This is a genomic window from Streptomyces sp. NPDC086835 (assembly GCF_044745705.1).
Classification (GTDB): Bacteria; Actinomycetota; Actinomycetes; order Streptomycetales; family Streptomycetaceae; genus Streptomyces.
In genome coordinates, this window is the sequence record NZ_JBIVAU010000002.1 from 639977 (window position 1) to 663508 (window position 23532).

A 23532-nucleotide genomic window follows, 5' to 3' on the forward strand; every position below is an offset into this window, starting at 1 on the left:
ACGACGTGACCATCATCGAAGAAACAGCAGGCGTCCCGGCGCCCCGCGCGGGCGGCGAGACCTCCGGTCCGCTGCTCGAAGTGCGCGACCTGCACGTCGAGTTCCACACCCGTGACGGTGTCGCCAAGGCAGTCAACGGCGTCAACTACAGCGTCGACTCCGGTGAGACGCTGGCCGTCCTCGGCGAGTCGGGCTCCGGCAAGTCGGTCACCGCCCAGGCCATCATGGGCATCCTCGACATGCCGCCCGGCAAGATCCCGCACGGCCAGATCCTCTTCCGCGGCCAGGACATGCTCACCATGAGCAACGAGGAGCGGCGGAAGATCCGCGGCCGGAAGATCGCGATGATCTTCCAGGACGCGCTGTCCTCCCTCAACCCGGTCCTCTCCGTGGGCTACCAGCTCGGCGAGATGTTCCGGGTCCACCAGGGCCTGTCCAAGAAGGACGCCAAGGCCAAGGCCATCGAGCTGATGGACAAGGTGAAGATCCCGGCCGCCAAGGCCCGGGTCGGCGACTACCCGCACCAGTTCTCCGGCGGTATGCGCCAGCGCATCATGATCGCCATGGCCCTGGCTCTCGAGCCGGACCTGATCATCGCCGACGAGCCGACCACCGCGCTCGACGTGACCGTCCAGGCACAGGTCATGGACCTGCTCGCGGAGCTCCAGCGCGAGTACAACATGGGCCTGATCCTGATCACCCACGACCTCGGCGTCGTCGCCGACGTCGCGGACAAGATCGCCGTGATGTACGCGGGCCGGATCGTCGAGACCGCCCCCGTGCACGAGCTGTACAAGCGGCCGGCGCACCCGTACACCCGGGGTCTGCTCGACTCGATCCCGCGCCTGGACCAGAAGGGCCAGGAGCTGTACGCGATCAAGGGTCTGCCGCCCAACCTGCTGAAGATCCCCACCGGTTGCGCCTTCAACCCGCGCTGCCCCAAGGCGGACGACATCTGCCGCACCGAGATCCCGGCGCTGGCTCCGGTGACCGAGCAGGACGGCAGTGATCTGCCCGGCCGCGGCAGCGCGTGCCACTTCTGGAAGGAGACGATCCATGGCTGAGCTCAAGAAGACGAACGAGGCCGTGGACGCGACCCCGAACGTGACCGAGGTGGAGACCGTCGAGGTCGCCTCCGAGGAGGCGGCCGTCGCGGCGCTCGACGCGACCGTCGAGCGCGGTGAGCCGATCCTTCAGGTGCGCAACCTGGTCAAGCACTTCCCGCTGACCCAGGGCATCCTGTTCAAGCGTCACGTCGGCGCGGTCAAGGCCGTGGACGGGATCTCCTTCGACCTCTACCAGGGCGAGACGCTCGGTATCGTCGGCGAGTCCGGCTGTGGCAAGTCCACCGTCGCCAAGCTGCTGATGACGCTGGAGAAGGCGACCGCCGGCGAGGTCTTCTACAAGGGCCAGGACATCACCAAGCTGTCGGGGCGTGCGCTGAAGGCCGTGCGCCGCAACATCCAGATGGTGTTCCAGGACCCGTACACCTCGCTCAACCCGCGTATGACGGTCGGCGACATCATCGGCGAGCCCTTCGACATCCACCCCGAGGTGGCCCCGAAGGGTGACCGGCGCCGCAAGGTGCAGGAGCTGCTGGACGTCGTCGGTCTCAACCCGGAGTACATCCACCGCTACCCGCACCAGTTCTCCGGCGGTCAGCGCCAGCGCATCGGCATCGCCCGCGGCCTCGCGCTCAACCCGGAGATCATCATCTGCGACGAGCCGGTCTCCGCGCTGGACGTGTCGGTCCAGGCACAGGTCGTCAACCTGATGGAGAAGCTCCAGGACGAGTTCAACCTCTCCTACGTCTTCATCGCCCACGACCTGTCGATCGTCCGGCACATCTCGGACCGGGTCGGCGTGATGTACCTCGGCAAGATGGCCGAGATCGGCACCGACGTGCAGATCTACGACCACCCGACGCACCCCTACACCCAGGCGCTGCTGTCGGCGGTCCCGGTCCCGGACCCCGAGGCGCGCGAGGGTCGTGAGCGGATCATCCTCACCGGTGACGTCCCGTCGCCGGCCAATCCGCCCTCGGGCTGCCGCTTCCGCACCCGCTGCTGGAAGGCGGAGGACAAGTGCGCCACCGAGGTTCCGCTGCTCGCGGTCCCGGAGCGCTTCAAGGGCCAGGACACCCCGGCCGCGCACGAGTCGGCGTGCCACTTCGCCGAGGAGAAGGACGTCGTCCACGCGGCGTAGTCCCCGCTGTCGGCGCAGGCGCCCGTTCCCTCCGGGGAGCGGGCGCCTTCGTCGTGCCCGGCGGGAAGCGGCGGAAAAGGCTTTGCGCCCGTGCAGGGGGGCACCGGAAGGTGTCCCGATGGACCTCTTGACCGACCGTACCGGCCGCCGGATCACGCTCCGCCCGGTCGACGACGACAACTGGCGGGCCGTCGCGGACATCGCGCCGCGTGACGAGCAGCGGGCCTTCGTGGCTGCCCTCGCCGCCCGGTACCTGCTGCTGTCGATGCGCGGCGGGGTCTGGACCTCGCTCGGCATCTTCGCCGACGACACGGTGGTCGGCCATGTCATGTGGGCGTACGACGAGGAGGACGGGACCCACTGGGTCGGGGGCCTGATCGTCGACGCGGACGAGCAGGGCAAGGGCGTGGGCCGGCAGGCGATGACCGCGCTGATCAGGATGCTGTCCGGGCGTCCGGACTGCCGGGAGATACGGCTGTCCCACCATCCCCGCAACACCGGCGCGGCAAAGCTCTACAGCGCCCTCGGCTTCACCCCGACGGGGACGTTCGAGGACGACGAGACCGTCGTCGGCCTCCTGGTCCGTCAGAGCCCCGCCGTCTGAGCCGCCGCGGCGGCGAAAATCCGTTGCGAGGGCGGGGCCGGTGCGCGAACAGTGGCGGCATGCCACTCACCGTCCGGCCCGCGACCCTCGCGGACGCACCCTTCATATGCGCCCTGCTGAACGCCGTCGACATCGCGGAGATCGGACGGGCGGACACCGAACTGCACACGGTCGAGACCGACCTCGCCCACCCGGAGGTGGACCTCGCCCAGGACTCCTGGCTGGTGCACGAGGACGGCGACCTCGTGGCGTACGGGATCCTCTGGAGCGATTCCGGCGAGGGTGACATCGGCGTCGACCACTATGTGCTCCCCGGCCGACCGGACGCGGCCGTGCTCGTGCTGGAGCGGATCGAGGAGCGGGCGGCAGCCAAGGCGGCCGCGGCCGGTGCGGAACGGGCCGTGCTCCATCTGAACCTCAACGTCCGGCCCGCGCTGGACACCGGGCTCCTCGATGCCCGCGGCTGGCGTGTCGTGCGCCGCTACCAGGTCATGACCCGGCCGCTGAGCGAGGCCGACCGGATGCCGGAGCCGCCCGCCGGTGTGAGGCTGCGCGACTGCGCCGCCGACGCCGACCACCGGATCGCCCACGCCCTGGTGGAGGAGACCTTCGCGGAACACTTCGACCACCACCCGCGGACCTACGAGCAGTGGCTGGCCGACACCGGGCCACGGGACCGGTCCCTCATGTGGATCGCGAGCATCGAGGGCGAAGGCGACGTGGCCGTCCTGCTGACGAGGAACGACAAGGACGCCATGGGCTGGATCGGGAACCTCGGCGTACGGAAGCAGGCGCGCGGCCGTGGTCTCGGCGGCCATCTGCTGCGCCATGCCTTCGCCACGTACGCCGCCCGCGGCCGGGACACCATCGGCCTGGCCGTGGACACGCAGAACGAGAGCCGCGCCCTTTCCCTCTACGAGGCGCACGGGATGTCCTTGTTCTATGCGATCGACACCTGGGAGCTGGTCCTGACGGTGTCTCGGGCCTCCGCCCGGGTGTGCTGAAAATGCGTTAGATCCTTTATGGGGTGATATTGGGCCCAAGTCTGACTTGGGATCTAGGAGGCACTCCATGCGCGGAGCCACCCACGCGAAGTGGGCCGCATGCGCGATCGCCGTCGCCCTCACTGCGGCGGCCTGCGGCGGCGGAAGCGACAGCGGCGGCAGTGGTGCCGACGGGATCGTGAGCTCCTCCTGGGGCGACCCGCAGAACCCCCTGGAGCCCGCCAACACCAACGAGGTGCAGGGCGGCAAGGTCCTCGACATGATCTTCCGCGGGCTCAAGCGGTACGACCCCAAGACGGGCGAGGCCCAGGACATGCTCGCCGAGCGCATCGAGACCAAGGACTCGGTCAACTTCACCATCACCGTCGAACCCGGCTGGAAGTTCAGCAACGGCGAGGCCGTCACCGCCAAATCCTTCGTGGACGCCTGGAACTACGGCGCCCACCTGAGGAACAACCAGCGCAACGCGTATTTCTTCGGCTACATCGAGGGGTACGAGCAGGTCCATCCCGAGGAGGGCCGGCCGAGCGCCCAGACGTTGTCCGGACTGAAGGTCACCGGGGACCGGACCTTCACCGTCAAGCTGTCGCAGAAGTTCTCCACCTGGCCGGACACCCTCGGCTACGCGGCCTTCGCCCCGCTGCCCAGGGCCTTCTTCGACGACCACGACGCCTGGCTCGCCAAGCCCGTCGGCAACGGCCCCTACCTCGTCGATTCCTACGCCAGGGGCTCCCAGATGTCCCTGCGCCGCTGGGACGAGTACAACGGGCCGGACAAGGCACAGAACGGCGGCATCGACCTCAAGGTCTACACCGACAACAACACCGCCTACACCGACCTGATCGCCGGCAACCTCGACCTGGTCGACGACGTGCCCGCCTCCCAGCTGAAGAACGTGGAGGCGGACCTCGGCGACCGGTACATCAACACCCCCGCCGGCATCATCCAGACCCTCGCCTTCCCCTACTACGACAAGGCGTGGAACACGCCGGACGGGGCGAAGGTCCGCACCGGTCTGTCGATGGCGATCAACCGCAAGCAGATCACCGACACCATCTTCCAGCAGACCCGCACCCCCGCGAAGGACTGGACCTCGCCCGTGCTCGGCGAGGAGGGCGGCTTCGACCCGACGCTGTGCGGCAAGGCGTGCGAGTACGACCCCGCGGAGGCGAAGCGGCTGATCGCCGAGGGCGGCGGCCTGCCGGGCGGCCGGGTCACCCTCACGTACAACGCGGACACCGGGTCGCACAAGGACTGGATCGACGCCGTCTGCAACTCCATCAAGAACGCCCTCGGCGACGACAGGGCCTGCGTCGGCAACCCGATCGGCACCTTCGCCGACTTCCGCAACCAGATCACCCAGTCCAAGATGCGGGGCCCCTTCCGGGCCGGCTGGCAGATGGACTACCCGCTGATCCAGAACTTCCTCCAGCCGCTCTACTACACCAACGCCTCCTCCAACGACGGCAAGTGGAGCAACAAGAAGTTCGACGACCTCGTCGACAAGGCCAACGCGGAGGCCGACCCGGCCACGGCCGTCGAGACGTTCAAGGAGGCGGAGAAGGTCGTACGGGACGAGATGGCCGCCATCCCGCTCTGGTACCAGAACGGCAGCGCCGGCTACTCGGAGCGCGTATCGAACGTCGCACTGAACCCGTTCAGCGTTCCCGTCTACGAAGAGATCAAGGTCAACTGACGGCCGAAGGCACCCGGCCCGGCGCGCCCGCCGCGCCGGGCCGTACCCCTTCCCACGACCCCCGGAGCCCTTCATGGGACGTTATGTGATCCGGCGTCTGCTGCAGATGGTCCCCGTCTTCTTCGGCGCCACGCTGCTGATCTTCCTCATGGTCAACGTGATGGGCGATCCCATCGCCGGCCTGTGCGGCGAGCGGCAGTGCGACCCGGCGACGGCCGCACAGCTGCGCAAGGAGTTCGGGCTCGACAAGCCCTTGTGGCAGCAGTACGCGACCTACATGGGCAACGTCTTCACCGGGGACTTCGGCACCGCCTTCAACGGGCAGGAGGTCACCGAGCTGATGGGCGAGGCCTTCCCCGTCACGATCAGGCTCACCCTGGTGGCCATCTTCTTCGAGATCGTCATCGGCATCGCCCTCGGCGTCGTCACCGGCCTGCGCCGCGGCCGACCGGTGGACAGCGGCGTGCTGTTGCTCACCCTCGTGGTCATCTCGGTGCCGACGTTCGTCACCGGACTGCTGCTCCAACTGCTGCTCGGCTACAAGTGGGACATCATCGACCCGTCGGTCTCCACCGACGCACGGCTCGACGAACTGATCGTCCCCGGCCTGGTGCTCGCCTCCGTCTCGCTGGCCTACGTCACCCGGCTGACCCGCACCTCCATCGCGGAGAACAGCCGCGCCGACTACGTCCGCACCGCGAAGGCCAAGGGCCTGCCCAGGAGCCGGGTCATCCGCAAGCACCTGCTGCGCAACTCCCTCATCCCGGTGGTCACCTTCATCGGGACGGACGTCGGCGCCCTCATGGGCGGCGCGATCGTCACCGAACGGATCTTCAACATCCACGGCGTCGGCTACCAGCTCTACCAGGGCATCCTGCGCCAGAACACGCAGACCGTCGTCGGCTTCGTCAGCGTCCTCGTCATCGTCTTCCTGGTGGCGAACCTTCTGGTGGACCTCCTGTACGCCGTCCTGGACCCGAGGATCCGGTATGCCTGAGCCGCAGCAGAATCCGCACTTCGACGACCCCGCGCACTCCGCCGTGGCGGCCACCGGAGCGGGCGGGGCGGCCAACCTCGCGATGGCGGAGGGAGAGACGCTGGAGAAGGCCCCCGGCGGGCCCGACGGCACCGGCCTTGCCGACAAGCCGCGCAGCCTCTGGTCGGACGCCTGGCGGGACCTGCGGCGCAACCCCGTCTTCATCGTCTCCGCGCTCGTCATCCTCTTCCTGGTCGTCATCTCCCTGTGGCCCTCGTTGATCGCCTCCGGCAACCCCCAGAGCTGCGATCTCGCCAAGGCACAACAGGGCTCCCAGCCCGGCCACCCCTTCGGCTTCAACGGGCAGGGCTGCGACGTCTACACCCGTACGGTCTACGGCGCACGGGCGTCGGTCACCGTCGGCGTCTGCGCCACCGTCGGCGTGGCGCTGCTCGGCTCCGTGCTCGGCGGACTCGCCGGCTTCTTCGGCGGGGCCTGGGACGCCGTGCTGTCCCGGCTCACCGACGTCTTCTTCGGCATCCCCGTGGTGCTCGGCGGCCTCGTGCTGCTGTCCGTCATCACCAGCAGCACGGTCTGGCCCGTGGTCGGCTTCATGGTGCTGCTCGGCTGGCCGCAGATCTCCCGCATCGCACGCGGTTCCGTCATCACCGCCAAACAGAACGACTACGTGCAGGCCGCCCGCGCCCTCGGCGCCTCCAGCTCACGGATGCTGCTGCGGCACATCGCCCCCAACGCGGTCGCGCCGGTGATCGTCGTGGCGACCATCGCCCTGGGCACCTACATCTCGCTGGAGGCGACGCTGTCCTTCCTGGGCGTCGGCCTCAAGCCGCCGACCGTCTCCTGGGGGATCGACATCTCGTCGGCCTCCCCGTACATCCGCAACGCCCCGCACATGCTGCTGTGGCCCGCCGGAGCGCTGGCGATCACGGTGCTCGCCTTCATCATGCTCGGCGACGCGGTACGCGACGCCCTCGACCCCAAGCTGCGCTGACCGCCCAAGGAGCCGCCATGCCCACCACGTCCTACGAGGCCGTGATGTCCGCGGAACCGGACACGCCAGGCCGTCTGCTCGACGTACGCGACCTGCACGTGGAGTTCCGCACCCGCGACGGCGTGGCCAGAGCCGTCAACGGCGTGAACTACACCGTCGACGCGGGCGAGACGCTCGCGGTGCTGGGCGAATCGGGGTCGGGCAAGTCGGTCACGGCCCAGGCCGTCATGGGCATCCTCGACATGCCGCCCGGCAGGATCACCGGTGGCGAGATCCTCTTCAAGGGCCAGGACCTGCTGAAGATGCGGGAGGACGAACGGCGGAAGATCAGAGGCGCCGGAATGGCCATGATCTTCCAGGACGCCCTGTCCTCCCTCAACCCCGTCCTGAGCGTGGGGGACCAGTTGGGGGAGATGTTCATCGTCCACCAGGGCCTGTCCCGCAAGGACGCGAAGGCCAGGGCCGTCGAGCTGATGGACCGGGTCCGCATCCCCGCGGCCAAGGAACGCGTCGGCCAGTACCCGCACCAGTTCTCCGGCGGGATGCGCCAGCGCATCATGATCGCGATGGCCCTGTCGCTGGAGCCGGACCTGATCATCGCCGACGAGCCGACCACCGCGCTCGACGTGACCGTCCAGGCGCAGGTCATGGACCTGCTGGCCGAGCTCCAGCGCGAACTGGACATGGGGCTGATCCTGATCACCCACGACCTCGGCGTCGTCGCCGACGTCGCCGACAAGATCGCGGTGATGTACGCCGGGCGGATCGTGGAGACCGCCCCCGTCCACGACATCTACCGGGCGCCCGCCCACCCCTACACCAAGGGCCTGCTCGAATCGATCCCCCGCCTTGACCAGAAGGGGCAGGAGCTCTACGCCATCAAGGGCCTGCCGCCCAACCTGATGCACATCCCGCCCGGCTGCGCCTTCAACCCGCGCTGCCCGATGGCCCAGGACGTGTGCCGGACCGACGTACCACCGCTGTACGAGGTGAACGAGCAGCGCGGCAGCGCGTGCCACTTCTGGGAGGCGGCGATCCGTGGCTGAGGCGATCCTCGAGGTGCGCGACCTGGTCAAGCACTACCCGCTCACCCGCGGCATCCTCTTCAAGAGGCACGTCGGCGCGGTCAAGGCGGTCGACGGCGTCGACGTCGAACTGTTCGCAGGGGAGACCCTCGGCATCGTGGGGGAGTCGGGCTGCGGCAAGTCCACGCTCGCCAAGATGCTGGTCCACCTGGAGCGGCCCACGGCGGGAGTCATCCGGTACAAGGGCGAGGACATCACCAAGCTGTCGGGGCGTGCGCTGAAGGCCGTGCGCCGCAACATCCAGATGGTGTTCCAGGACCCGTACACCTCGCTCAACCCGCGGATGACGGTCGGCGACATCATCGGCGAACCCTACGAGATCCACCCCGAGGTGGCTCCCAAGGGCTCCCGGAGGCAGAAGGTCCAGGAACTGCTGGACGTCGTCGGGCTCAATCCCGAATACATCAACCGCTACCCGCACCAGTTCTCCGGCGGCCAGCGCCAGCGCATCGGCATCGCCCGCGGACTCGCCCTGCGGCCCGAGGTCATCGTGGCCGACGAGCCGGTCTCCGCGCTCGACGTGTCCGTCCAGGCACAGGTCATCAACCTGCTCGACAAGCTGCAGAGCGAGTTCTCGCTCAGCTATGTGTTCATCGCCCACGACCTGTCGATCGTCCGGCACATCTCGGACCGGGTCGGCGTGATGTATCTGGGACGGATCGTGGAGATCGGAAGGGACGCCGAGATCTACGACCACCCCACGCACCCCTACACCCAGGCCCTGCTCTCCGCCGTGCCCGTGCCCGACCCGGAGGCGCGCGAGCACCGGGAGAGGATCATCCTCACGGGAGACGTGCCGTCGCCCACCAACATCCCCTCGGGCTGCCGCTTCCGCACCCGCTGCTGGAAGGCACAGGAGCGGTGCGCGCGGGAGGTTCCGCTGCTCGCCGTGCCGCCTCATCTGGAGCAGGTGGAAGGGCCGGCGCGGCATCCGTCGGCATGCCATTTCGCGGAGGAGAAGCATGTGGTGCCGAGCGGCCCGGCACCCGGCGACGGTGATACCGGGAGCGCGAAATCCCTGTGAAGGCCCGCCAGTTCACCCACCAGTTCATTTAACACCGACGCAACTCGGGCGTCGCAGGTCCGATATACGGACGCCTCACGCTGAGGAACGTACGGCCGTGCGGGTGCCGTAGACCGGCCGGGACCGCGCCATGCGGACCCGGCCGGTCCTCCCGCGCCCCCGCGCCGGTTGTCCGGAACTGTCCGGTCCCCGCCTTGTCCGGCCCATGGCCTCGATGCAGGATCGTCGATGTGACTCTTACGCGGGGGGCCAGGATCACGGGAGCGGCGCTGTGCGGCGTGCTCGCCCTGATCACGGGAGCGTGGATCGTCAGGGACATCTCGGTGTCCGACGGGCTCGAGGGCCTGTGGCGCTACTGGGCCTTGGATCCCCGGCGGGAGTGGAGGATCGCCCCGCAGGCCACCTCGCCCCTCGACGGCACGCTCCTCGCGGTGTACGCGGGTGTCGGTGTCGCCGTGCTGCGCTCGTCGGTGGCGGCGTCCGCGCTGGTCGCCGCCGCGGTGTTCACCCTCGCCGTCCGGCTGCCCAGCCTGTGGGTCCTGACCGCCTCCTGGGCGTACCTCCAGCCCACCGACTCGATTCGCACCCGGGCGCTGTTCAGCACCTTCGCCGTGCTGGGGCTGGCCGTCGGGCTCGTCATCACGGCCGTGGCAGGACGACGCCCGGCCGAGGCGGGAGACGGCCAGGGTCCGCGCGCCGGCAGGCACCACCGGACGCCCACCAGGCCGACCGTCGTCGTGGCCTGGCTCTGTGCCGCGTTCCTGCTCCTGGAGGCCGCCCTGATCACGGCCTGGCAGCTCCGCTTCGGCTACCAGTTCGGGTCTGAGGTGTATCTCGACAGCCTGGTGGGCGGCGAACGGGTCGGACAGCGGCTGCTGGCGCCGCCCTCGGGCTGGCTGGCCGCCACGACCGCCGTCCTCGGCCTCACGGCGGGCGTGGGCCTGCTCGCCAGGGCCGTGTTCTCCCGTCCGCTGGGAGCCGTCGTCGCCGTGGCCATGACCGCCTCCGGAGCGGTCGGCGTGGACGCCGCCGTCCGGCTACGGCTCCTGGAACACTTCGGGCAGGTGCCGCTGGAGTACCAACTGCTCGTCGCGACCTCGCTGTTCGAGCTGGTCGCGGGACTCCTGCTGATCGTCCTGCTGACGCGTCGCGGCGAGAGCGGACCGGCGGGCGGTCCGGACGCGGGCGGGTACGGGGCGCCGGCGGGTTACGGGTATCCGCAGCCCGCTTCCGGTTACGGCGGTCCGCCGGCCCGGCCCGGATACGGGTACCCGCCCTCCGCGCCGCCCGGCTACGGCTACCCCGGGCCGAGCTCACCGCCCGGTTCACCGTCCGGCGGCGGGTTCGGCCCGCCGCCGCCGTCGTCACCGCCGCCGAACTGGTAGCTCCCGGTTCACCCGAGACCCAGCGAGCGCTTGAGGAAGTCGACCTGGAGCAGCAGCAGGTTCTCCGCGATCTGCTCCTGCGGCGTCATGTGCGTCACTCCGGTCAGCGGCAGCACCTCGTGCGCCCGGCCGGCGGCCAGCAGCGCCGACGACAGCCGCAGCGTATGGGCCATCACCACGTTGTCGTCGGCCAGACCGTGGACGATCATCAACGGCCGCGCCGGGCCTTCCGCGGACGTCAACCCGGCTTCGGTGACCAGCGAGTTCGCCGCGTACGCCGCGGACTGCGTGTCCGGGTCGCCCAGATAGCGCTCCGTGTAGTGGGTGTCGTAGAGCCGCCAGTCGGTCACCGGGGCGCCCGCCACCGCCGCGTGGAAGACGTCGGGGCGGCGCAGCACCGCCATCGCCGCCAGGTAACCGCCGTACGACCAGCCGCGGATCGCCACCCGGTCGAGGTCGAGCGGGAAGGATCCGGCCAACGACTGCAGCGCTTCGACCTGGTCGTCCAGCGTCGGCGTGAAGTCGCCCACGACCGCCTTCTCCCAACCGGGGGAGCGCCCCGGAGTGCCCCGGCCGTCGGCGACGACCACGGCGAAACCCTGATCGGCGAACCACTGCGAGGTCAGATACGGATTGTGCGCCGCGAGCACACGCTGGCCATGGGGTCCCCCGTACGGGTCCATCAGTACCGGCAGCGGACCGTCCGACTCCCGGTGGCCCGACGGCAGCAGCACCGCGCACGGGATCCGGCGGGCGCCCGCCTCGGTCAGCGTCGGCCGGGCACGCAGCACCGGCTGCTCGGCGTGCGAGGCCACCACCGCGATCTGCTTGCCGTCCTTGAGCACCTGGACGAGGGCGCCGCTGACGTCCGTACGCGACGAGGCCAGGACCGTCACCCCGCCGCCGCGTACCGCCGCATGCACTCCGGGGCCGTCGGAGACGCGTTCGACGCCCAGCTCGTTCACCCGGTACACATGGATCTCACCGGTCTCCGGCTCCGCGGAGTCCGTACCCGCCGACGCGGAGACCAGCACATCGCTCTCCCCGATGTCGAGCACCGCGCGCAACTGCAACTGCGCGCCGGTCAGCACCCGGTCGCCGACGGCGAGCACCCGCGCTCCTCCCTCGTCCGCGATGCGCACCAGCCGTCCGCCGCCGAAACCCTGCTCGTAGGACGACTCCGGGGCCCAGGCGGGGACGCCGGAGAAGAGTTCCAGCCACGCGTCGTCCTCGTCCACGTGCACGGTCCGGGTCGTGCCGGACTCCGGGTCCACGGCCAGATACAGCTGGGTGCGCTGGTCCCGCGACTGTACGAGCAGCAGCGGAGGACCGGCGGCGGACCAGTGTGCCCGCGCCAGATAGGGGTAGCGCTCACGGTCCCACGTCACCTCTGTCCGGCTCCCGTCCAGGGCGACGAAGAACAGCCGGACAACGGCGTTGGGCGTCCCCGCGGCCGGATAGGCGACCTTCGAGGGCTCCAGGTCCGGATGCGCCAGGTCCGGGATCCACCAGCGCCGCACGTCCCGCTCGTCGGCGTGGGCGACCAGCAGCCTGTCCGAATCCGGTGACCACCAGAAGCCGCGTGAACGGCCCATCTCCTCGGCCGCGATGAACTCCGCGAGGCCGTAGGCGGTGTGCTCGTCCTCCGGCTCCGCGAGGGCACGGTCACCCTCGCCCTCCGCGCCCGTCACACGCAGCGCGCCGCCGGCCACGTAGGCGACGAGCCGGCCGTCCGGGGACGGCCGCGGGTCGAGCACCGGCCCCGGCGTGGGGAGTTCACGCGCGGTGCCGGCCCGCAGTTCGGCGGTGAACAGCCGCCCTGACAGGGTGAACGCCGCCAACTCGACCGCCCGGTCCACCGCGTAGGCGACGATCCCGGCCGATCCTTCCCTGCTGCGCTCGCGCCGCGCCCGTTCCTCGGCGGAGAGCTCCTCGGCCGAACCACCCAGCAACTCCCGCGGATCGGCGGCCGGCCGCTCCTGCGGCGGGCCGTGACCCTCGAGATCGAGCACCCACAGGAGCCCCGAACGGTCCGTTCCGGAGGCCGAGCGCAGAAAGACCACGCGTGAACCGTCCGGCGACACCGTGAAGGCGCGGGGGGCGCCCAGCGTGAAGCGCTGCGTCCGCGCGGACTGACGCGGGAAGGAGAGCGGTTGCGTCGACGTCATGCGACCGAACCTTAGGGGGTGTGCGCCCCCATGTGCTGCCGTGCACCGATCGATGCACAGGCACGGATAGTTATGATCCGTAGCGCAAGGTGGGTATGAACCTCCTGGCACATGTCCTGGCACATGCAACCGGCCCGTCCCGACCGAATATCTGTGGAGGTGAACCGCCGTGGCACTCTCGATTTCGGCGGTGGTGCTGCTGGCGATCGTCGTCTTCCTACTGATCCGGAAAGCCGGGCTGAAGGGCGGACATGCGGCGGTCTGTGTGTTGCTCGGGTTCTACCTCGCCAGCTCGTCGGTCGCGCCGACCATCACCGAGCTGACGACCAACGTCGCGGGGATGCTCGGGGGCATCAAGTTCTGACCGCCCGTTCTAGGGTGTCCTGTATGAAGGATCTCCCCGACCGCCGTCTGCTCCTCGTGCACGCGCATCCGGACGACGAGTCGATCAACAACGGCGCCACCATGGCCCTGTACGCGGCGGCCGGCGCCCAGGTCACCCTGGTGACCTGCACCCTCGGAGAGGAGGGCGAGGTCATTCCGGACGATCTCGCCCATCTCGCTCCGGATCGGGAGGACCGGCTCGGCCCCTACCGGGCCGGGGAGCTGGCCGCGGCGATGAAGGAGCTCGGTGTCACCGACCACCGCTTCCTCGGCGGTCAGGGGTGCTTCCGGGACTCCGGGATGATGGGACTCGAGCAGAACCACCGCGAAGGGGCGTTCTGGAGCGCGGACGTGGACGAGGCCGCCGCACATCTCGTCGAGGTCGTCCGTTCGGTGCGTCCGCAGGTGCTGGTGACGTACGACCCCGACGGGGGATACGGGCACCCCGACCACATCCAGACCCACCGTGTGGCCATGCGAGCCGCCGTCCTCGCCGCCGAGCCCGGCTTCCGGCCCGACCTCGGAGCGCCCCACTCGATCGCCAAGATCTACTGGAACCGCGTCCCGCGCTCGGTCGCGGAGGAGGGCTTCGCCCGGCTGCGTGCCGCCGGGGCGGACTTCCCCGGTGTCGCCGAGATCGGTGACGTCCCCGGTGTCGTGGACGACGCGGAGATCACGGCCGAGATCGACGGCACCGCGTACGCGGACCGCAAGGCGGCCGCGATGCGGGCGCATGCCACCCAGATCGTGGTGGACGGATCATTCTTCGCACTCTCCAACGAACTGGGGCAACCTCTCTTCAGTACCGAGTACTACCAATTGGTGGCCGGGGAATCGGGAGCGGAGCCCGGCGAGCGCGAGCACGACCTTTTCGCGGGGGTTTCGTCATGAGCAGCGCGCCCGGGTCCTGGCTCACCCGTTCCCCGAAGCCCCCGAGGCCCGGCCGCCTCGTGGCGTACCTCGCCCTGGTGATCCTCGGAGCGATCGTCGGCACGGCCGGCTCACTCGTCCAAGCGGCCTGGCTCCCGGGCGGGTTGGCGCTGGCCCTGCTCGCCTCCGCCGGCCTGTTCATCGGCTCGCTGCGGGCGACGGGCTCCCAGCTCGGCGTGGCCTCCGCCGCCGTGGGCTGGCTCGCCGCGATCGTCGTGCTGAGCACCGGACGGCCCGAAGGGGACGCCATGTTCGGCGCCGGGATCGGACCGCTCGTCTTCATGCTCGGCGGCATGGCGGTCGCTGTGATGTGTGCCACCATGTCGCGGGCGCCGCAACCGGGCGGCGGCTCGGGCCGACTTGGCGGATAGAACAACGCAGGACCCAGCAAGCACCCGGTGCGACCGGCCCCCTAGGGTAGGTCGACCCACGGAGTGGGAAGCCGTCGAACTGACCATGCCCGTACGGTCGGCCGAAGGCCGCTTCCCACAGTCCCGGGGTGTTCGTCGGCGGCGGCCAGTATGGTGGTGCGCGCCGCCGAGCCGCCCGCAGCAGTAGCTATCCAGTAAGAAACGGGCGGCGAAGCCAACCGGGAGAACCTGCTTTGAGTCGTGAAACTGACAGTTCGTCCTCCGGCCCCCAGGGGCGCGGTGGAGCCGCGTACCCCTCCGGGACACCGCCGTACGGATCGCGCCAGTATCCGTCGCTGCACCCGCAGGACGCTCCGGAAGAGGCCGCGGAAGCCCCCGAGCAGCAGCCGGAAGAGCCCAGGACCGAGACGACGCTGACCACGCGCATCCGGATCAACATCCCGGGTTCCCGGCCGATCCCGCCGGTCGTGATGCGTACGCCGATGAGTGACGTCGACGCCCGGCCCGCCTCCGGCGGCTCCGCCACGTCGACCGGCTCCCGTACGTCCGGCGGGACCGGTGCGTCGGGTGCCTCGGGGTCGTCGGGCGGTTCGGGCGGCGCGGGTACCGCAGAGCGGGAGAGCGAGCGCACGGGCAGTACACCGCGCCCCGGAGCGGCCCGGGAGACAGCAGGGTCGTCGGGACCGGCGGCCGAGGAGAAGCCCGCCGCCAGCGACTGGTTCGCGCCACGCAAGCCGGCCACGGGTGCGACACCGGCGGCCGGTACGCCGACGCCGGGCGCGGCCGCGCAGGGTTCGCCGGGTGCGGGCGGCGGTTCGGGACCGTCGTCGGCGCCGGGCAGCGGCCCCGCCGGCAATGGCGCTCCCGGTCCGGGCGGGGCCGGTTCGGGTCCGCGTTCGGGCCTCGCGGCCCTCGCGGAGCAGGCAGGTTCCACCGGCGCGCCCTCCGACCCCTCGGCCCCTCGTCCCGGCGCGTCCGGCGGCGGCCCCGGTGCGTCCGGCCAGGGCAACGGGTTCGCCCCCGGCCGCAACACACCTCCGCTGGGCGTCCGTCCGCCCGGCGCGCCGGGACGGGACGTCGGACCCATGGGCCCGACGTCCGGCCCGGTCACCGGCAGCATGCCGCTCGGTCAGCGCCCCGGCGCACCGGTGCCCGGCATCAACACGCCCCGAATGTCCGACGACACGGCGGTGCTCACCCCGCAGAAGCCCGCGTCCGAAGGCGACGGCGATCATGGTCATGTCTCCGGTGACACGCTCACCAGCGGCATCCCCGTGGTCCCGGGCGGCGGGCACCGCTCGCCCTTCCCGCCGCCGGGCGGACTGCAGACGGGCCCCGGTACGGGTCCCAACCCGATCCTGTCCCAGCCCGGCCCGCAGGCCGGTGACGGGGACTTCTCCGTCCCGGAGTTCCCGGCAGGTCCTGGCGGCTCCGGCGGCCCTGTCGTGCCCGGCCCCTCGGCCGAGCCGGCTGCCCGGCCCGCCCCCCGGCCCGCGCCGGCCAAGAAGGGCCGCTCCAAGCTGGTGCTCGTCGGCGCCGGCGTGGTCGGCCTGCTGGGCATCGCGTACGGCGCCGGGCTGCTGCTGAACCACTCCGACGTGCCCAAGAGCACCACGGTCCTCGGCGTCGACATCGGCGGAGGCACGAGGGACGAGGCCGTCAACAAGCTCGACGCCACGCTGGGCGAGCGGGCGAAGGCGCCGCTGCAGCTCTCCGTCGGCGGCAAGAAGGCCGAACTCCACCCCGACAAGGCCGGACTGTCCCTGGACAGCCAGGCCACCGTCCGCGCCGCCGCGGGCAGCGACTACAACCCGGTCTCCGTCATCGGCTCGCTCTTCGGCGGCGAGCGTGTCGCCGAGCCGGTGATCGTCGTCGACGAGGAGAAGCTGAGCGTCGCCCTCGCCGACCTCGCGGGCACCGCGGGGTCCTCCAGCGACGGCACGATCCGCTTCGAGCCCAACAAGGCCGTCGCCGTGCCCGGGAAGCCCGGGGAGACGCTGGACGTCGGTCGCTCCATGATCTCGGTCAAGGACGCCTACCGCGCCCAGGTGCAGACCGGCGAACCGGACCTGGTCGAACTCCCGGTCGCCACCCGGCAGCCGACCATCACCCAGGCCGAGCTGGACCGGGCGATGAAGGAGTTCGCGGAGCCCGCGATGTCCGACCTGATCACGATCAAGGCGGGCGGCAAGTCGATCCAGTTCGGCCCCGCGAAGTCGCTGCCGAAGATCCTCTCCATGAAGCCGATCGACGGCAGGCTGGTCGAGGTCTACGACAAGAAGGCGATCGAGCAGCTGCTCGACGGCGTCTTCGACGGCATCATGATCACCAAGGGTGACGGCAAGAAGCACGAGGTCTCGGCGGACGACGTGGCCCAGGCGATGGGCCCGGCACTGCGCGGCAAGACCCCGGCGGAACGCACGGCGGTCATCGAGCTCGACCCGAGCTGAGACGCTTGCCTCGACGGCCCCCTGCCCGGTCCGGGCGGGGGGCTTCGTCATTCACGCCCCGCCTGTCGCATCCAAGGTCGTCTCCGCCTGACGGTCGGACAAGGGGCCCGGATCACGGGGAAGTTGAGGTCGTAGATCCCTTGGCGACGCCGGGACAGGCGGGGCGCCGGCCGCCCCCCGGCCGCGGAGGTCAGGAAACGCCGTGGCCGTCCGGCAGCACGCGGGTTATCGTCCGGGCTCACAGCCGGCACGCACGACTCCCGAGAGCGGATCATGAACAGGCAGCAGCACGCCACCACCCCCACCACGACCCTGTGGCGCCCCACCGGCCCCGTCGAGCTGGAGCTGGTGCGGGAGTCGGGATGGCGGGCGTGGCCGCCGAGGCTGCCCGAGCAGCCGATCTTCTATCCCGTGCTCAACGAGGACTACGCGATCCGCATCGCCCGGGACTGGAACGTCAAGCACGACGGCGCCGGGTTCGTGACGCGGTTCGAGGTCGAGTCCGAGTTCGTCGCGCGGTATCCCGTGCAGCAGGCAGGCGGGAAGACGATCCTCGAGCTCTGGGTGCCGGCCGAGGAGCTCGACGAGTTCAACGCGCACATCGTCGGCGAGATCCAGGTCGTGCACGAGTTCCGCTAGGGCTCGGGAGCAGGCCCGGTCCGGCGTGGCCAGGCAGGCTCCGTTCGCCGCGGCCTCGCCGGGTCCGGGAGCAGGACCGGTCCGGCGTGGCCCCGGCACGCTCGGCGCAGGCTCAGTTGAGCATGGCCCGGGCCGCCCGGGCCCGTCCCCGGATCTCCTCCGCAGCCGTCGGCTCGACCGCGTCCACGACCTCCGCGTACGCGTCCATCTCAGCCGCTCCCGTCAGGAAGTCGCCCCGCTGGACGAGCAGTTGGGCGCGCTCGAAGCGGAGGCGGGCCGGGTGGGAGGGGAGGAGGAGAAGGAGGTCGAGGGCCCAGAGGGCGACCGCCGAGTGTTCCGGGCGCTGGGCCGCCCAGGCGCGGATGTTGTTGAGGATGCGGGAGACCACCGCGAGCGGATCGGCGGGCGTCAGCATGGACGGCGTCAAGGACGTGCCGGCGGCGCTCGTGACGAGGAGGTCGGCCTCCGCGCCGGAGAGCACACGCCCGGCCGCGAACGGGTCGGCCAGGACCTGTCCGGCCGGATCCTCCGGATCGCCGAAGCCGACCACGAAGTGGCCAGGCAGGGCCACTCCGTAGACATGGGCGCCCGCGCGGCGGGCGACCTCGGTCCAGACGACGGAGAGCAGGATCGGCAGGCCCCGGCGGCGGCGCAGGACCTCGTGGAGGAGCGAGGACTCCAGGTGCTGGTAGTCGCCGGCCGTGCCGTGGAAGCCTTCCCGGCCGCCGAGCAGGTCGGCGACGGCCGCCGCCCACGCGTGAGGGTCCCGCAGCCCGTACGGGAGCATCCCGGCCAGGCGGTCCAGTTCGATCTGGGCCGCGTCCATGCCGGCCTCGTCCAGCGACGGGTCGGCCTCCGCGCCGATGAGCAGGCAGAGCAGGGCCACGTCCGGTCGCTGCGAGCGGGCCTCCTGTGCGAAACGGGACCGCCGGTCGTTCTGGTGCATGTGCTCGTACCCCCGGCCTACATCGCCCGGTAGTGGTGGTAGTGGTGATGGACGCGGAAGCCCATACCGGCGTACAGGGCACGCCCCCCGTCATTGTCCGACTCGACCTGGAGCCAGGCGGCCGAGGCGCCCTCCTCGAGGGCCCTGCGCGCCAGGGCGGCCATGATCGCCTTCGCGAGCCCTTGGCGCCGGTACGCCGGGTCCACCTCCACGGCCATGAAGCCCGCCCACCGTGCGTCGACCACACATCGGCCGATGGCCGCGGGGGTCCCACCCTCTCCGGGTATGGAGGCGAACCATACGGAAGGGCCGCTGCCGAGGACCTTCAGCACATGTGGTCCCGGCACACCGGACCGCTGGTAGCGCCGTAGCCACGCCTCGTCGAACGAGCGGGACAACGTGACACGGGAAACGTCCGCGTCCAGGTCGCCCACCGCCGCCAGGCCTCCGACCTGCACCTGCGCCGAGACCTCGGCGCGCCAGCCCCGCGCCTCCAACTCGGCGCAGAGCTCCTCCTGTGTGCCGGCGGCGCCTGTCGCGGTCTGCACGTACGCCGGAAGTCCGCGAGCCGCGTACCAGTCCCGCACCCGCGCCAGCGCGTCGTCCAGCGGCATGCCCGGATCACCGAGAGGGAGGACCGAGTTCGCCCGCCTGGTGAAGCCCGCCGACGCCCGCAGCTCCCAGTCACCGAGCCGCTCGCTCTCCACCGGCTGCCAGGCGCGCGCCGTCACCCTGGCCAGCTCCTGGAAATCGGCCGCGGGACCCCGGCGCCGGGCGGGCTCCGCCGGCACGACCTTTCCCGCGACCAGCGTGGATTGCGGGATGCGGACGCTCTCGCCCGTCCGGCGTGTGATCACCAGCACACCCCCGGTCCATGATGTGAGAACACCGACCGTGTCGGTGAACTTCGCGACCGGTGCTTCAGCGTCGCTCAAGCGCCGGACCGATACACGTTTGCCCACGTCAGCAGGGCTGATCCTGATCTCGAGCCGTCCGCCCGCAGTGAATTCCACAGCTCTGTGAGCCCCTCCTGTTCGGATCGTTACCAAGAACGGAGATACTAGGGGCGGGCATCGACGACGCCGCGCTCCCGCGCAAGCCAGCCCTTATCGAGGAGGAACGACAGCGTGACCTACGTCATCGCGCAGCCTTGTGTCGACGTCAAGGACAAGGCGTGCATCGAGGAGTGCCCCGTCGACTGCATCTACGAGGGCTCCCGGTCCTTGTACATCCACCCGGACGAATGCGTCGACTGTGGTGCTTGTGAGCCGGTCTGCCCGGTCGAGGCGATCTTCTACGAGGACGACACTCCCGAGGAGTGGAAGGACTACTACAAGGCGAACGTCGAGTTCTTCGACGAGCTCGGTTCGCCCGGTGGTGCCTCCAAGCTCGGCCTGATCGAGCGCGACCACCCGTTCATCGCCGCCCTGCCGCCGCAGAACGGCTGATCCCGTCCGCATGTCCCCGGTCCCGTACGGTTCGTCGTCCGTACGGGACCGAGGCGTTTGACGCGGCACGCCCGCACGGCGCGCCCGGCCGACACGCCCGAGCGGCGATCCGGCCGACACGCCCGTGCGGCACGCCCGGCCGTCGCCGAGATCCTCGTGCGACCCCGCCGTCCGACGCCGCGACCGACAGCCCGAAACGACGCCCGTACCCGAAAGTGAGCGCCGCCGTGCCCGCAGTCTCCTCGCGACTCCCCGTCTTCCCCTGGGACAAGCTCGAGCCCTACAAGGCCACGGCCGCTGCCCACCCCGACGGCATCGTGGACCTCTCCGTCGGCACCCCGGTCGACCCCGTGCCCGAGCTGATCAGGAAGGCCCTCGTGGCGGCCGCCGACTCGCCGGGCTACCCGACGGTCTGGGGCACGCCGGCGCTGCGCGACGCGCTCGTGTCCTGGGTCGAGCGCCGGCTCGGCGCGGCGAACGTGGCGCACACCAACGTCCTGCCGGTCGTCGGTTCGAAGGAGCTGGTGGCCTGGCTGCCGACGCAGCTGGGCCTGGGCGCCGGTGACCGGATCGCCTACCCGCGTCTCGCCTACCCCACGTACGAGGTCGGCGCGAGGCTCTGCGGCGCGACGCCTGTCGTCTACGACGACCCGACCGAGCTCGACCCTACGGGCCTGCGGCTGCTCTGGCTCAACTCGCCGTCCAACCCGACCGGCCGGGTGCTGGACAAGGACGAGCTGACCCGGATCGTCGCCTGGGCGCGCGAGCACGACGTGCTGGTCTTCAGCGACGAGTGCTACCTCGAGCTGGGCTGGGAGGCCGAGCCGGTCTCCGTGCTCCACCCGGACGTCTGCGGTGGCTCGTACACGGGCGTGGTGGCCGTCCACTCGCTCTCCAAGCGCTCCAACCTGGCCGGCTACCGCGCCGCCTTCATCGCGGGCGACGCGGACGTGCTCGGCGAGCTTCTGAAGATCCGCAAGCACGGCGGCATGATGACCCCCGCCCCCGTCCAGGCGGCCACCGTCGCCGCGCTCGGCGACGACACGCACGTCACCGAGCAGCGCGCCAGGTACGCGGCCCGGCGCACGGCCCTGCGGACGGCGCTGGAGTCGCACGGCTTCCGGATCGAGCACAGCGAGGCAAGCCTGTACCTGTGGGCCACCCGCGACGAGCCGTGCTGGGACACGGTCGCGTACCTGGCCGGTCTGGGCATCCTGGTCGCGCCCGGCGACTTCTACGGGGAGGCGGGCGAGCGTTTCGTGCGCGTGGCGTTCACCGCGACCGACGAGCGTGTCGAGGCGGCGGTCAAGCGCCTCGGATGAGCGCAGGACCTCATGCGGGCAGGGTGTGACCCGGTCATGGCGTGATCCGGTCACCGCGCGGGAAGGGCCCAGGAGCTGCTGCTCCCGGGCCCTTCCCGCGCGTGTGCGCCGTGCTGTCAGGCGATCGGCAGGCCGCCGCCGCCCAGCGCACCGGTGGGCAGGCCGCCGCCGGCCAGCGAGTCGGTCGGCAGGCCGCCCTCGCCGGCACCGCCGACCAGGTCGCCCGCCTGCCCGGCGGTGTCACCGGCGGCCTTCTTGGCGACCGGAGTGACCGTCTTGGCCGCCTTGCCGACGGTCTTGGTCGCCACAGGGGCGGCCTTCTTCACGGTCTTGCCGCCGACCTTGCCTGCCACCTTGGTGGTCTCCTTCGAGACACCGTCGACCGCGGAGTCGACGTTGTCCGCGTCGAGGGCCGAAAGACCGCCGACCGGGGCCTGCGGGAGTTCAACGGCGCCTGCGGAGCCGGCCGCACCGACCACGGGAGCTGCTCCCGCCGCGATGAGCAGCGCGGCACGGGCGATCCGACGGGTCAGGGGGAGGGACATGATGCTCCTTGAGACGAGAGGACGTTCGGAATGCTGCGTGTCCGGCGTTCGGACGTCCTGACAACCGGGGGGAGCGGGGGGAAAGTTGCGGTGACCAAAGGTAAAGAGTTGGTAAGGCGCCGCATGGTCGTTCTCGGGCAAAAACGGTCAAACACTGCAGGGGGAAACCATCTGCCGAACCGTCACTCCCCGTTGTTCTCAAGGGGAATCGAGGTGCTCGCGCCGGGGTGGTCCGCTGCCCGGAAGAGCACGTCCCGGAGGGGAACGGACTGCCTCGTTCGAGGGTGGCGCGGCACTAGCGTGCGATGCGGATGCGTACGTCGTCCGTGCCGCTGTCCTCGCCGTCCGCCGGACGCCAGCCCTCTTCCGACTCCTCGGCGCTCCACACGCGGCCCGCGTACGAGACCTCCGCGATACGCAGCTCGTCGGCCCGGGCCACCGCCCAGTGCGCGAGCTCCCAGCCGCGCTCGCCGCCCCGGCCGGTGCCGCCGCCGTGCGCCCCGGTTCCGCCGTCACCCGTCTCCGCCGAGCCGACCGTGGCCTGCACCGGAACGGACACCTCACGCGCACCCGCGTCGCCCGCGCGGCCGCGGCCGCTGCCGCCCTTCGGCAGCACCTCCGGCCCGAAGGCCCGCGTCAGCTCCGTCCGGATCCGCGCAAGGTCGCCCGGCCCGCCGCCGCTCTTGACGTCGCAGGTCAAGGTCGCGGAGGCGCGGCCTGTGAGGGCCGCGGCCAGCAGCGCGGCGTCCGGCTCGTGCTTCGCGTACGCCTGAGGGAAACCGCTGCGCTGGACGCGCTGCGCGGCCACCGTGAGCGGCAGCCGTGAGTAGCCGGGCACCTCGGCCAGGCCGTCGTAGAACTTCCCCGAGGCGTAGACGGGGTCCAGGATCTGCTCGGGCGTCCCCCACCCCTGCGAAGGGCGCTGCTGGAACAGGCCGAGGGAGTCCCGGTCGCCGTGCTCGATGTTGCGCAGTGCCGACTCCTGGAGCGCGGTCGCCAACGCGATCGTCACCGCCCGTTCCGGCATCCCGCGGGTCGTGCCCACCGCGGAGATCGTCGCGGCGTTCCCCGCCATCTCGGCCGTGAGCTCGTACGACGGGCCGTCGCCCTCGGCCGTACTGACGACACAGCGCGGGGGCCCACCGCCGGTGACGTACTGCACCGCGACGTAACCGATGAGGGCCAGCAGCACGAGGGACGCGGCCGCGATGCGCAAGAGGCGGCCGCGCCGGACGGGAGAGGCGGTCTCGGACACCCGCCCACCGTACTGGAGCCCCGGGGGCGCCCCCGGGGGGTGTGCCGGTCAAGACCCGCCGACGACCGCTTATCGTCGGAGCC

Annotated in this window: 22 protein-coding genes; 17 read left to right on the forward strand and 5 right to left on the reverse strand. The window is 70.8% G+C overall.

The window, feature by feature from the left end; translation table 11 throughout:
* Positions 1 to 5: 5 nt before the first annotated feature.
* From ACIPJI_RS09040 to ACIPJI_RS09085, 10 genes are all read left to right on the forward strand, one after another.
* Positions 6 to 1064, forward strand: a complete 1059-nt coding sequence (locus ACIPJI_RS09040) for an ABC transporter ATP-binding protein (protein WP_402245292.1) — start codon at positions 6 to 8, stop codon at positions 1062 to 1064.
* Entirely contained in the window at positions 1057 to 2205 is a 1149-nt protein-coding gene (locus ACIPJI_RS09045; protein WP_356621293.1) for a dipeptide ABC transporter ATP-binding protein, read from the forward strand. The genes ACIPJI_RS09040 and ACIPJI_RS09045 overlap by 8 nt, the downstream gene beginning before the upstream one ends.
* A 118-nt stretch (positions 2206 to 2323) precedes the next feature.
* Positions 2324 to 2809: a GNAT family N-acetyltransferase gene (locus ACIPJI_RS09050; protein ID WP_356621294.1), complete on the forward strand. Its 486-nt coding sequence runs from the start codon at positions 2324 to 2326 to the stop codon at positions 2807 to 2809.
* Between the two features lie 59 nt (positions 2810 to 2868).
* Positions 2869 to 3813 carry a GNAT family N-acetyltransferase gene (locus ACIPJI_RS09055; RefSeq protein WP_356621295.1) on the forward strand — a complete coding sequence of 315 codons (945 nt, stop codon included), beginning with the start codon at positions 2869 to 2871 and terminating at the stop codon, positions 3811 to 3813.
* A gap of 67 nt (positions 3814 to 3880) precedes the next feature.
* Positions 3881 to 5509 (forward strand): ABC transporter substrate-binding protein, encoded by a 1629-nt coding sequence (locus ACIPJI_RS09060; protein WP_402245294.1) that lies wholly within the window; start codon positions 3881 to 3883, stop codon positions 5507 to 5509.
* Between the two features lie 73 nt (positions 5510 to 5582).
* Complete coding sequence (locus ACIPJI_RS09065) at positions 5583 to 6506, forward strand: ABC transporter permease (protein ID WP_307708120.1); 924 nt, start codon at positions 5583 to 5585, stop codon at positions 6504 to 6506.
* Positions 6499 to 7497: an ABC transporter permease gene (locus tag ACIPJI_RS09070; RefSeq protein ID WP_307708121.1), complete on the forward strand. Its 999-nt coding sequence runs from the start codon at positions 6499 to 6501 to the stop codon at positions 7495 to 7497. Before ACIPJI_RS09065 ends, ACIPJI_RS09070 begins: the two co-directional genes overlap by 8 nt.
* A gap of 44 nt (positions 7498 to 7541) precedes the next feature.
* On the forward strand, positions 7542 to 8543 hold the full coding sequence (locus ACIPJI_RS09075) for an ABC transporter ATP-binding protein (RefSeq protein WP_356621415.1): 1002 nt from the start codon (positions 7542 to 7544) through the stop codon (positions 8541 to 8543).
* Entirely contained in the window at positions 8536 to 9606 is a 1071-nt protein-coding gene (locus ACIPJI_RS09080; RefSeq protein WP_402245296.1) for an ABC transporter ATP-binding protein, read from the forward strand. The genes ACIPJI_RS09075 and ACIPJI_RS09080 overlap by 8 nt, the downstream gene beginning before the upstream one ends.
* A gap of 230 nt (positions 9607 to 9836) precedes the next feature.
* Positions 9837 to 10991, forward strand: coding sequence for a hypothetical protein (locus tag ACIPJI_RS09085; RefSeq protein WP_402245298.1), 1155 nt, complete (start codon positions 9837 to 9839; stop codon positions 10989 to 10991).
* A gap of 8 nt (positions 10992 to 10999) precedes the next feature.
* Here the strand turns inward: ACIPJI_RS09085 and ACIPJI_RS09090 are convergent, their stop codons facing one another.
* Positions 11000 to 13159 carry a prolyl oligopeptidase family serine peptidase gene (locus ACIPJI_RS09090; protein WP_402245300.1) on the reverse strand — a complete coding sequence of 720 codons (2160 nt, stop codon included), beginning with the start codon at positions 13157 to 13159 and terminating at the stop codon, positions 11000 to 11002.
* 169 nt (positions 13160 to 13328) lie between these two features.
* On the opposite strand from ACIPJI_RS09090, the gene ACIPJI_RS09095 reads away from it, so the two are divergent.
* From ACIPJI_RS09095 to ACIPJI_RS09115, 5 genes are all read left to right on the forward strand, one after another.
* The gene (locus tag ACIPJI_RS09095) at positions 13329 to 13523 is read left to right on the forward strand and encodes a hypothetical protein (protein WP_005312422.1); all 195 of its coding nucleotides are present in this window, start codon (positions 13329 to 13331) and stop codon (positions 13521 to 13523) included.
* A 23-nt stretch (positions 13524 to 13546) separates the two neighbouring features.
* Positions 13547 to 14434, forward strand: a complete 888-nt coding sequence (gene mshB / locus ACIPJI_RS09100; protein WP_402245302.1) for an N-acetyl-1-D-myo-inositol-2-amino-2-deoxy-alpha-D-glucopyranoside deacetylase — start codon at positions 13547 to 13549, stop codon at positions 14432 to 14434.
* On the forward strand, positions 14431 to 14844 hold the full coding sequence (locus tag ACIPJI_RS09105) for a DUF6113 family protein (protein WP_307708126.1): 414 nt from the start codon (positions 14431 to 14433) through the stop codon (positions 14842 to 14844). Before mshB ends, ACIPJI_RS09105 begins: the two co-directional genes overlap by 4 nt.
* A gap of 233 nt (positions 14845 to 15077) precedes the next feature.
* Complete coding sequence (locus ACIPJI_RS09110) at positions 15078 to 17294, forward strand: hypothetical protein (RefSeq protein WP_402245304.1); 2217 nt, start codon at positions 15078 to 15080, stop codon at positions 17292 to 17294.
* 273 nt (positions 17295 to 17567) lie between these two features.
* A complete protein-coding gene (locus tag ACIPJI_RS09115) occupies positions 17568 to 17933 on the forward strand; it encodes a hypothetical protein (RefSeq protein WP_356621302.1) in 366 nt (121 codons plus the stop codon).
* Between the two features lie 112 nt (positions 17934 to 18045).
* Here ACIPJI_RS09115 and ACIPJI_RS09120 read toward each other — a convergent pair whose 3' ends face one another.
* Positions 18046 to 18879: a transglutaminase-like domain-containing protein gene (locus ACIPJI_RS09120; protein WP_402245306.1), complete on the reverse strand. Its 834-nt coding sequence runs from the start codon at positions 18877 to 18879 to the stop codon at positions 18046 to 18048.
* 17 nt (positions 18880 to 18896) lie between these two features.
* On the reverse strand, positions 18897 to 19892 hold the full coding sequence (locus tag ACIPJI_RS09125) for a GNAT family N-acetyltransferase (protein WP_402245307.1): 996 nt from the start codon (positions 19890 to 19892) through the stop codon (positions 18897 to 18899).
* A 114-nt stretch (positions 19893 to 20006) separates the two neighbouring features.
* On the opposite strand from ACIPJI_RS09125, the gene fdxA reads away from it, so the two are divergent.
* Together fdxA and ACIPJI_RS09135 are read left to right on the forward strand one after the other, a co-directional pair.
* A complete protein-coding gene (gene fdxA, locus ACIPJI_RS09130) occupies positions 20007 to 20327 on the forward strand; it encodes a ferredoxin (RefSeq protein ID WP_003985062.1) in 321 nt (106 codons plus the stop codon).
* A gap of 227 nt (positions 20328 to 20554) precedes the next feature.
* Positions 20555 to 21649 carry a bifunctional succinyldiaminopimelate transaminase/glutamate-prephenate aminotransferase gene (locus ACIPJI_RS09135; RefSeq protein WP_307708131.1) on the forward strand — a complete coding sequence of 365 codons (1095 nt, stop codon included), beginning with the start codon at positions 20555 to 20557 and terminating at the stop codon, positions 21647 to 21649.
* A gap of 116 nt (positions 21650 to 21765) precedes the next feature.
* On the opposite strand, the gene ACIPJI_RS09140 is transcribed toward ACIPJI_RS09135, so the two are convergent.
* Together ACIPJI_RS09140 and ACIPJI_RS09145 are read right to left on the reverse strand one after the other, a co-directional pair.
* The gene (locus tag ACIPJI_RS09140) at positions 21766 to 22194 is read right to left on the reverse strand and encodes an ATP-binding protein (RefSeq protein ID WP_402245311.1); all 429 of its coding nucleotides are present in this window, start codon (positions 22192 to 22194) and stop codon (positions 21766 to 21768) included.
* Positions 22195 to 22489: 295 nt separating this feature from the next.
* Positions 22490 to 23449, reverse strand: a complete 960-nt coding sequence (locus ACIPJI_RS09145; protein ID WP_402245312.1) for a hypothetical protein — start codon at positions 23447 to 23449, stop codon at positions 22490 to 22492.
* Positions 23450 to 23532: the final 83 nt, after the last annotated feature.

Excerpts from the sequence above, each read along its gene's own strand:
- ACIPJI_RS09045 (WP_356621293.1), top strand. The coding sequence starts at position 1,057 with ATGGCTGAGCTCAAGAAGACGAACGAGGCCGTGGACGCGACCCCGAAC.
- ACIPJI_RS09050 (WP_356621294.1), top strand. The coding sequence starts at position 2,324 with ATGGACCTCTTGACCGACCGTACCGGCCGCCGGATCACGCTCCGCCCG.
- ACIPJI_RS09055 (WP_356621295.1), top strand. The coding sequence starts at position 2,869 with ATGCCACTCACCGTCCGGCCCGCGACCCTCGCGGACGCACCCTTCATA.
- ACIPJI_RS09060 (WP_402245294.1), top strand. The coding sequence starts at position 3,881 with ATGCGCGGAGCCACCCACGCGAAGTGGGCCGCATGCGCGATCGCCGTC.
- ACIPJI_RS09065 (WP_307708120.1), top strand. The coding sequence starts at position 5,583 with ATGGGACGTTATGTGATCCGGCGTCTGCTGCAGATGGTCCCCGTCTTC.
- ACIPJI_RS09070 (WP_307708121.1), top strand. The coding sequence starts at position 6,499 with ATGCCTGAGCCGCAGCAGAATCCGCACTTCGACGACCCCGCGCACTCC.
- ACIPJI_RS09075 (WP_356621415.1), top strand. The coding sequence starts at position 7,542 with ATGTCCGCGGAACCGGACACGCCAGGCCGTCTGCTCGACGTACGCGAC.
- ACIPJI_RS09090 (WP_402245300.1), bottom strand. The coding sequence starts at position 13,159 with ATGACGTCGACGCAACCGCTCTCCTTCCCGCGTCAGTCCGCGCGGACG.
- mshB (WP_402245302.1), top strand. The coding sequence starts at position 13,547 with ATGAAGGATCTCCCCGACCGCCGTCTGCTCCTCGTGCACGCGCATCCG.
- ACIPJI_RS09105 (WP_307708126.1), top strand. The coding sequence starts at position 14,431 with ATGAGCAGCGCGCCCGGGTCCTGGCTCACCCGTTCCCCGAAGCCCCCG.
- ACIPJI_RS09115 (WP_356621302.1), top strand. The coding sequence starts at position 17,568 with ATGAACAGGCAGCAGCACGCCACCACCCCCACCACGACCCTGTGGCGC.
- ACIPJI_RS09120 (WP_402245306.1), bottom strand. The coding sequence starts at position 18,879 with ATGCACCAGAACGACCGGCGGTCCCGTTTCGCACAGGAGGCCCGCTCG.
- ACIPJI_RS09140 (WP_402245311.1), bottom strand. The coding sequence starts at position 22,194 with ATGTCCCTCCCCCTGACCCGTCGGATCGCCCGTGCCGCGCTGCTCATC.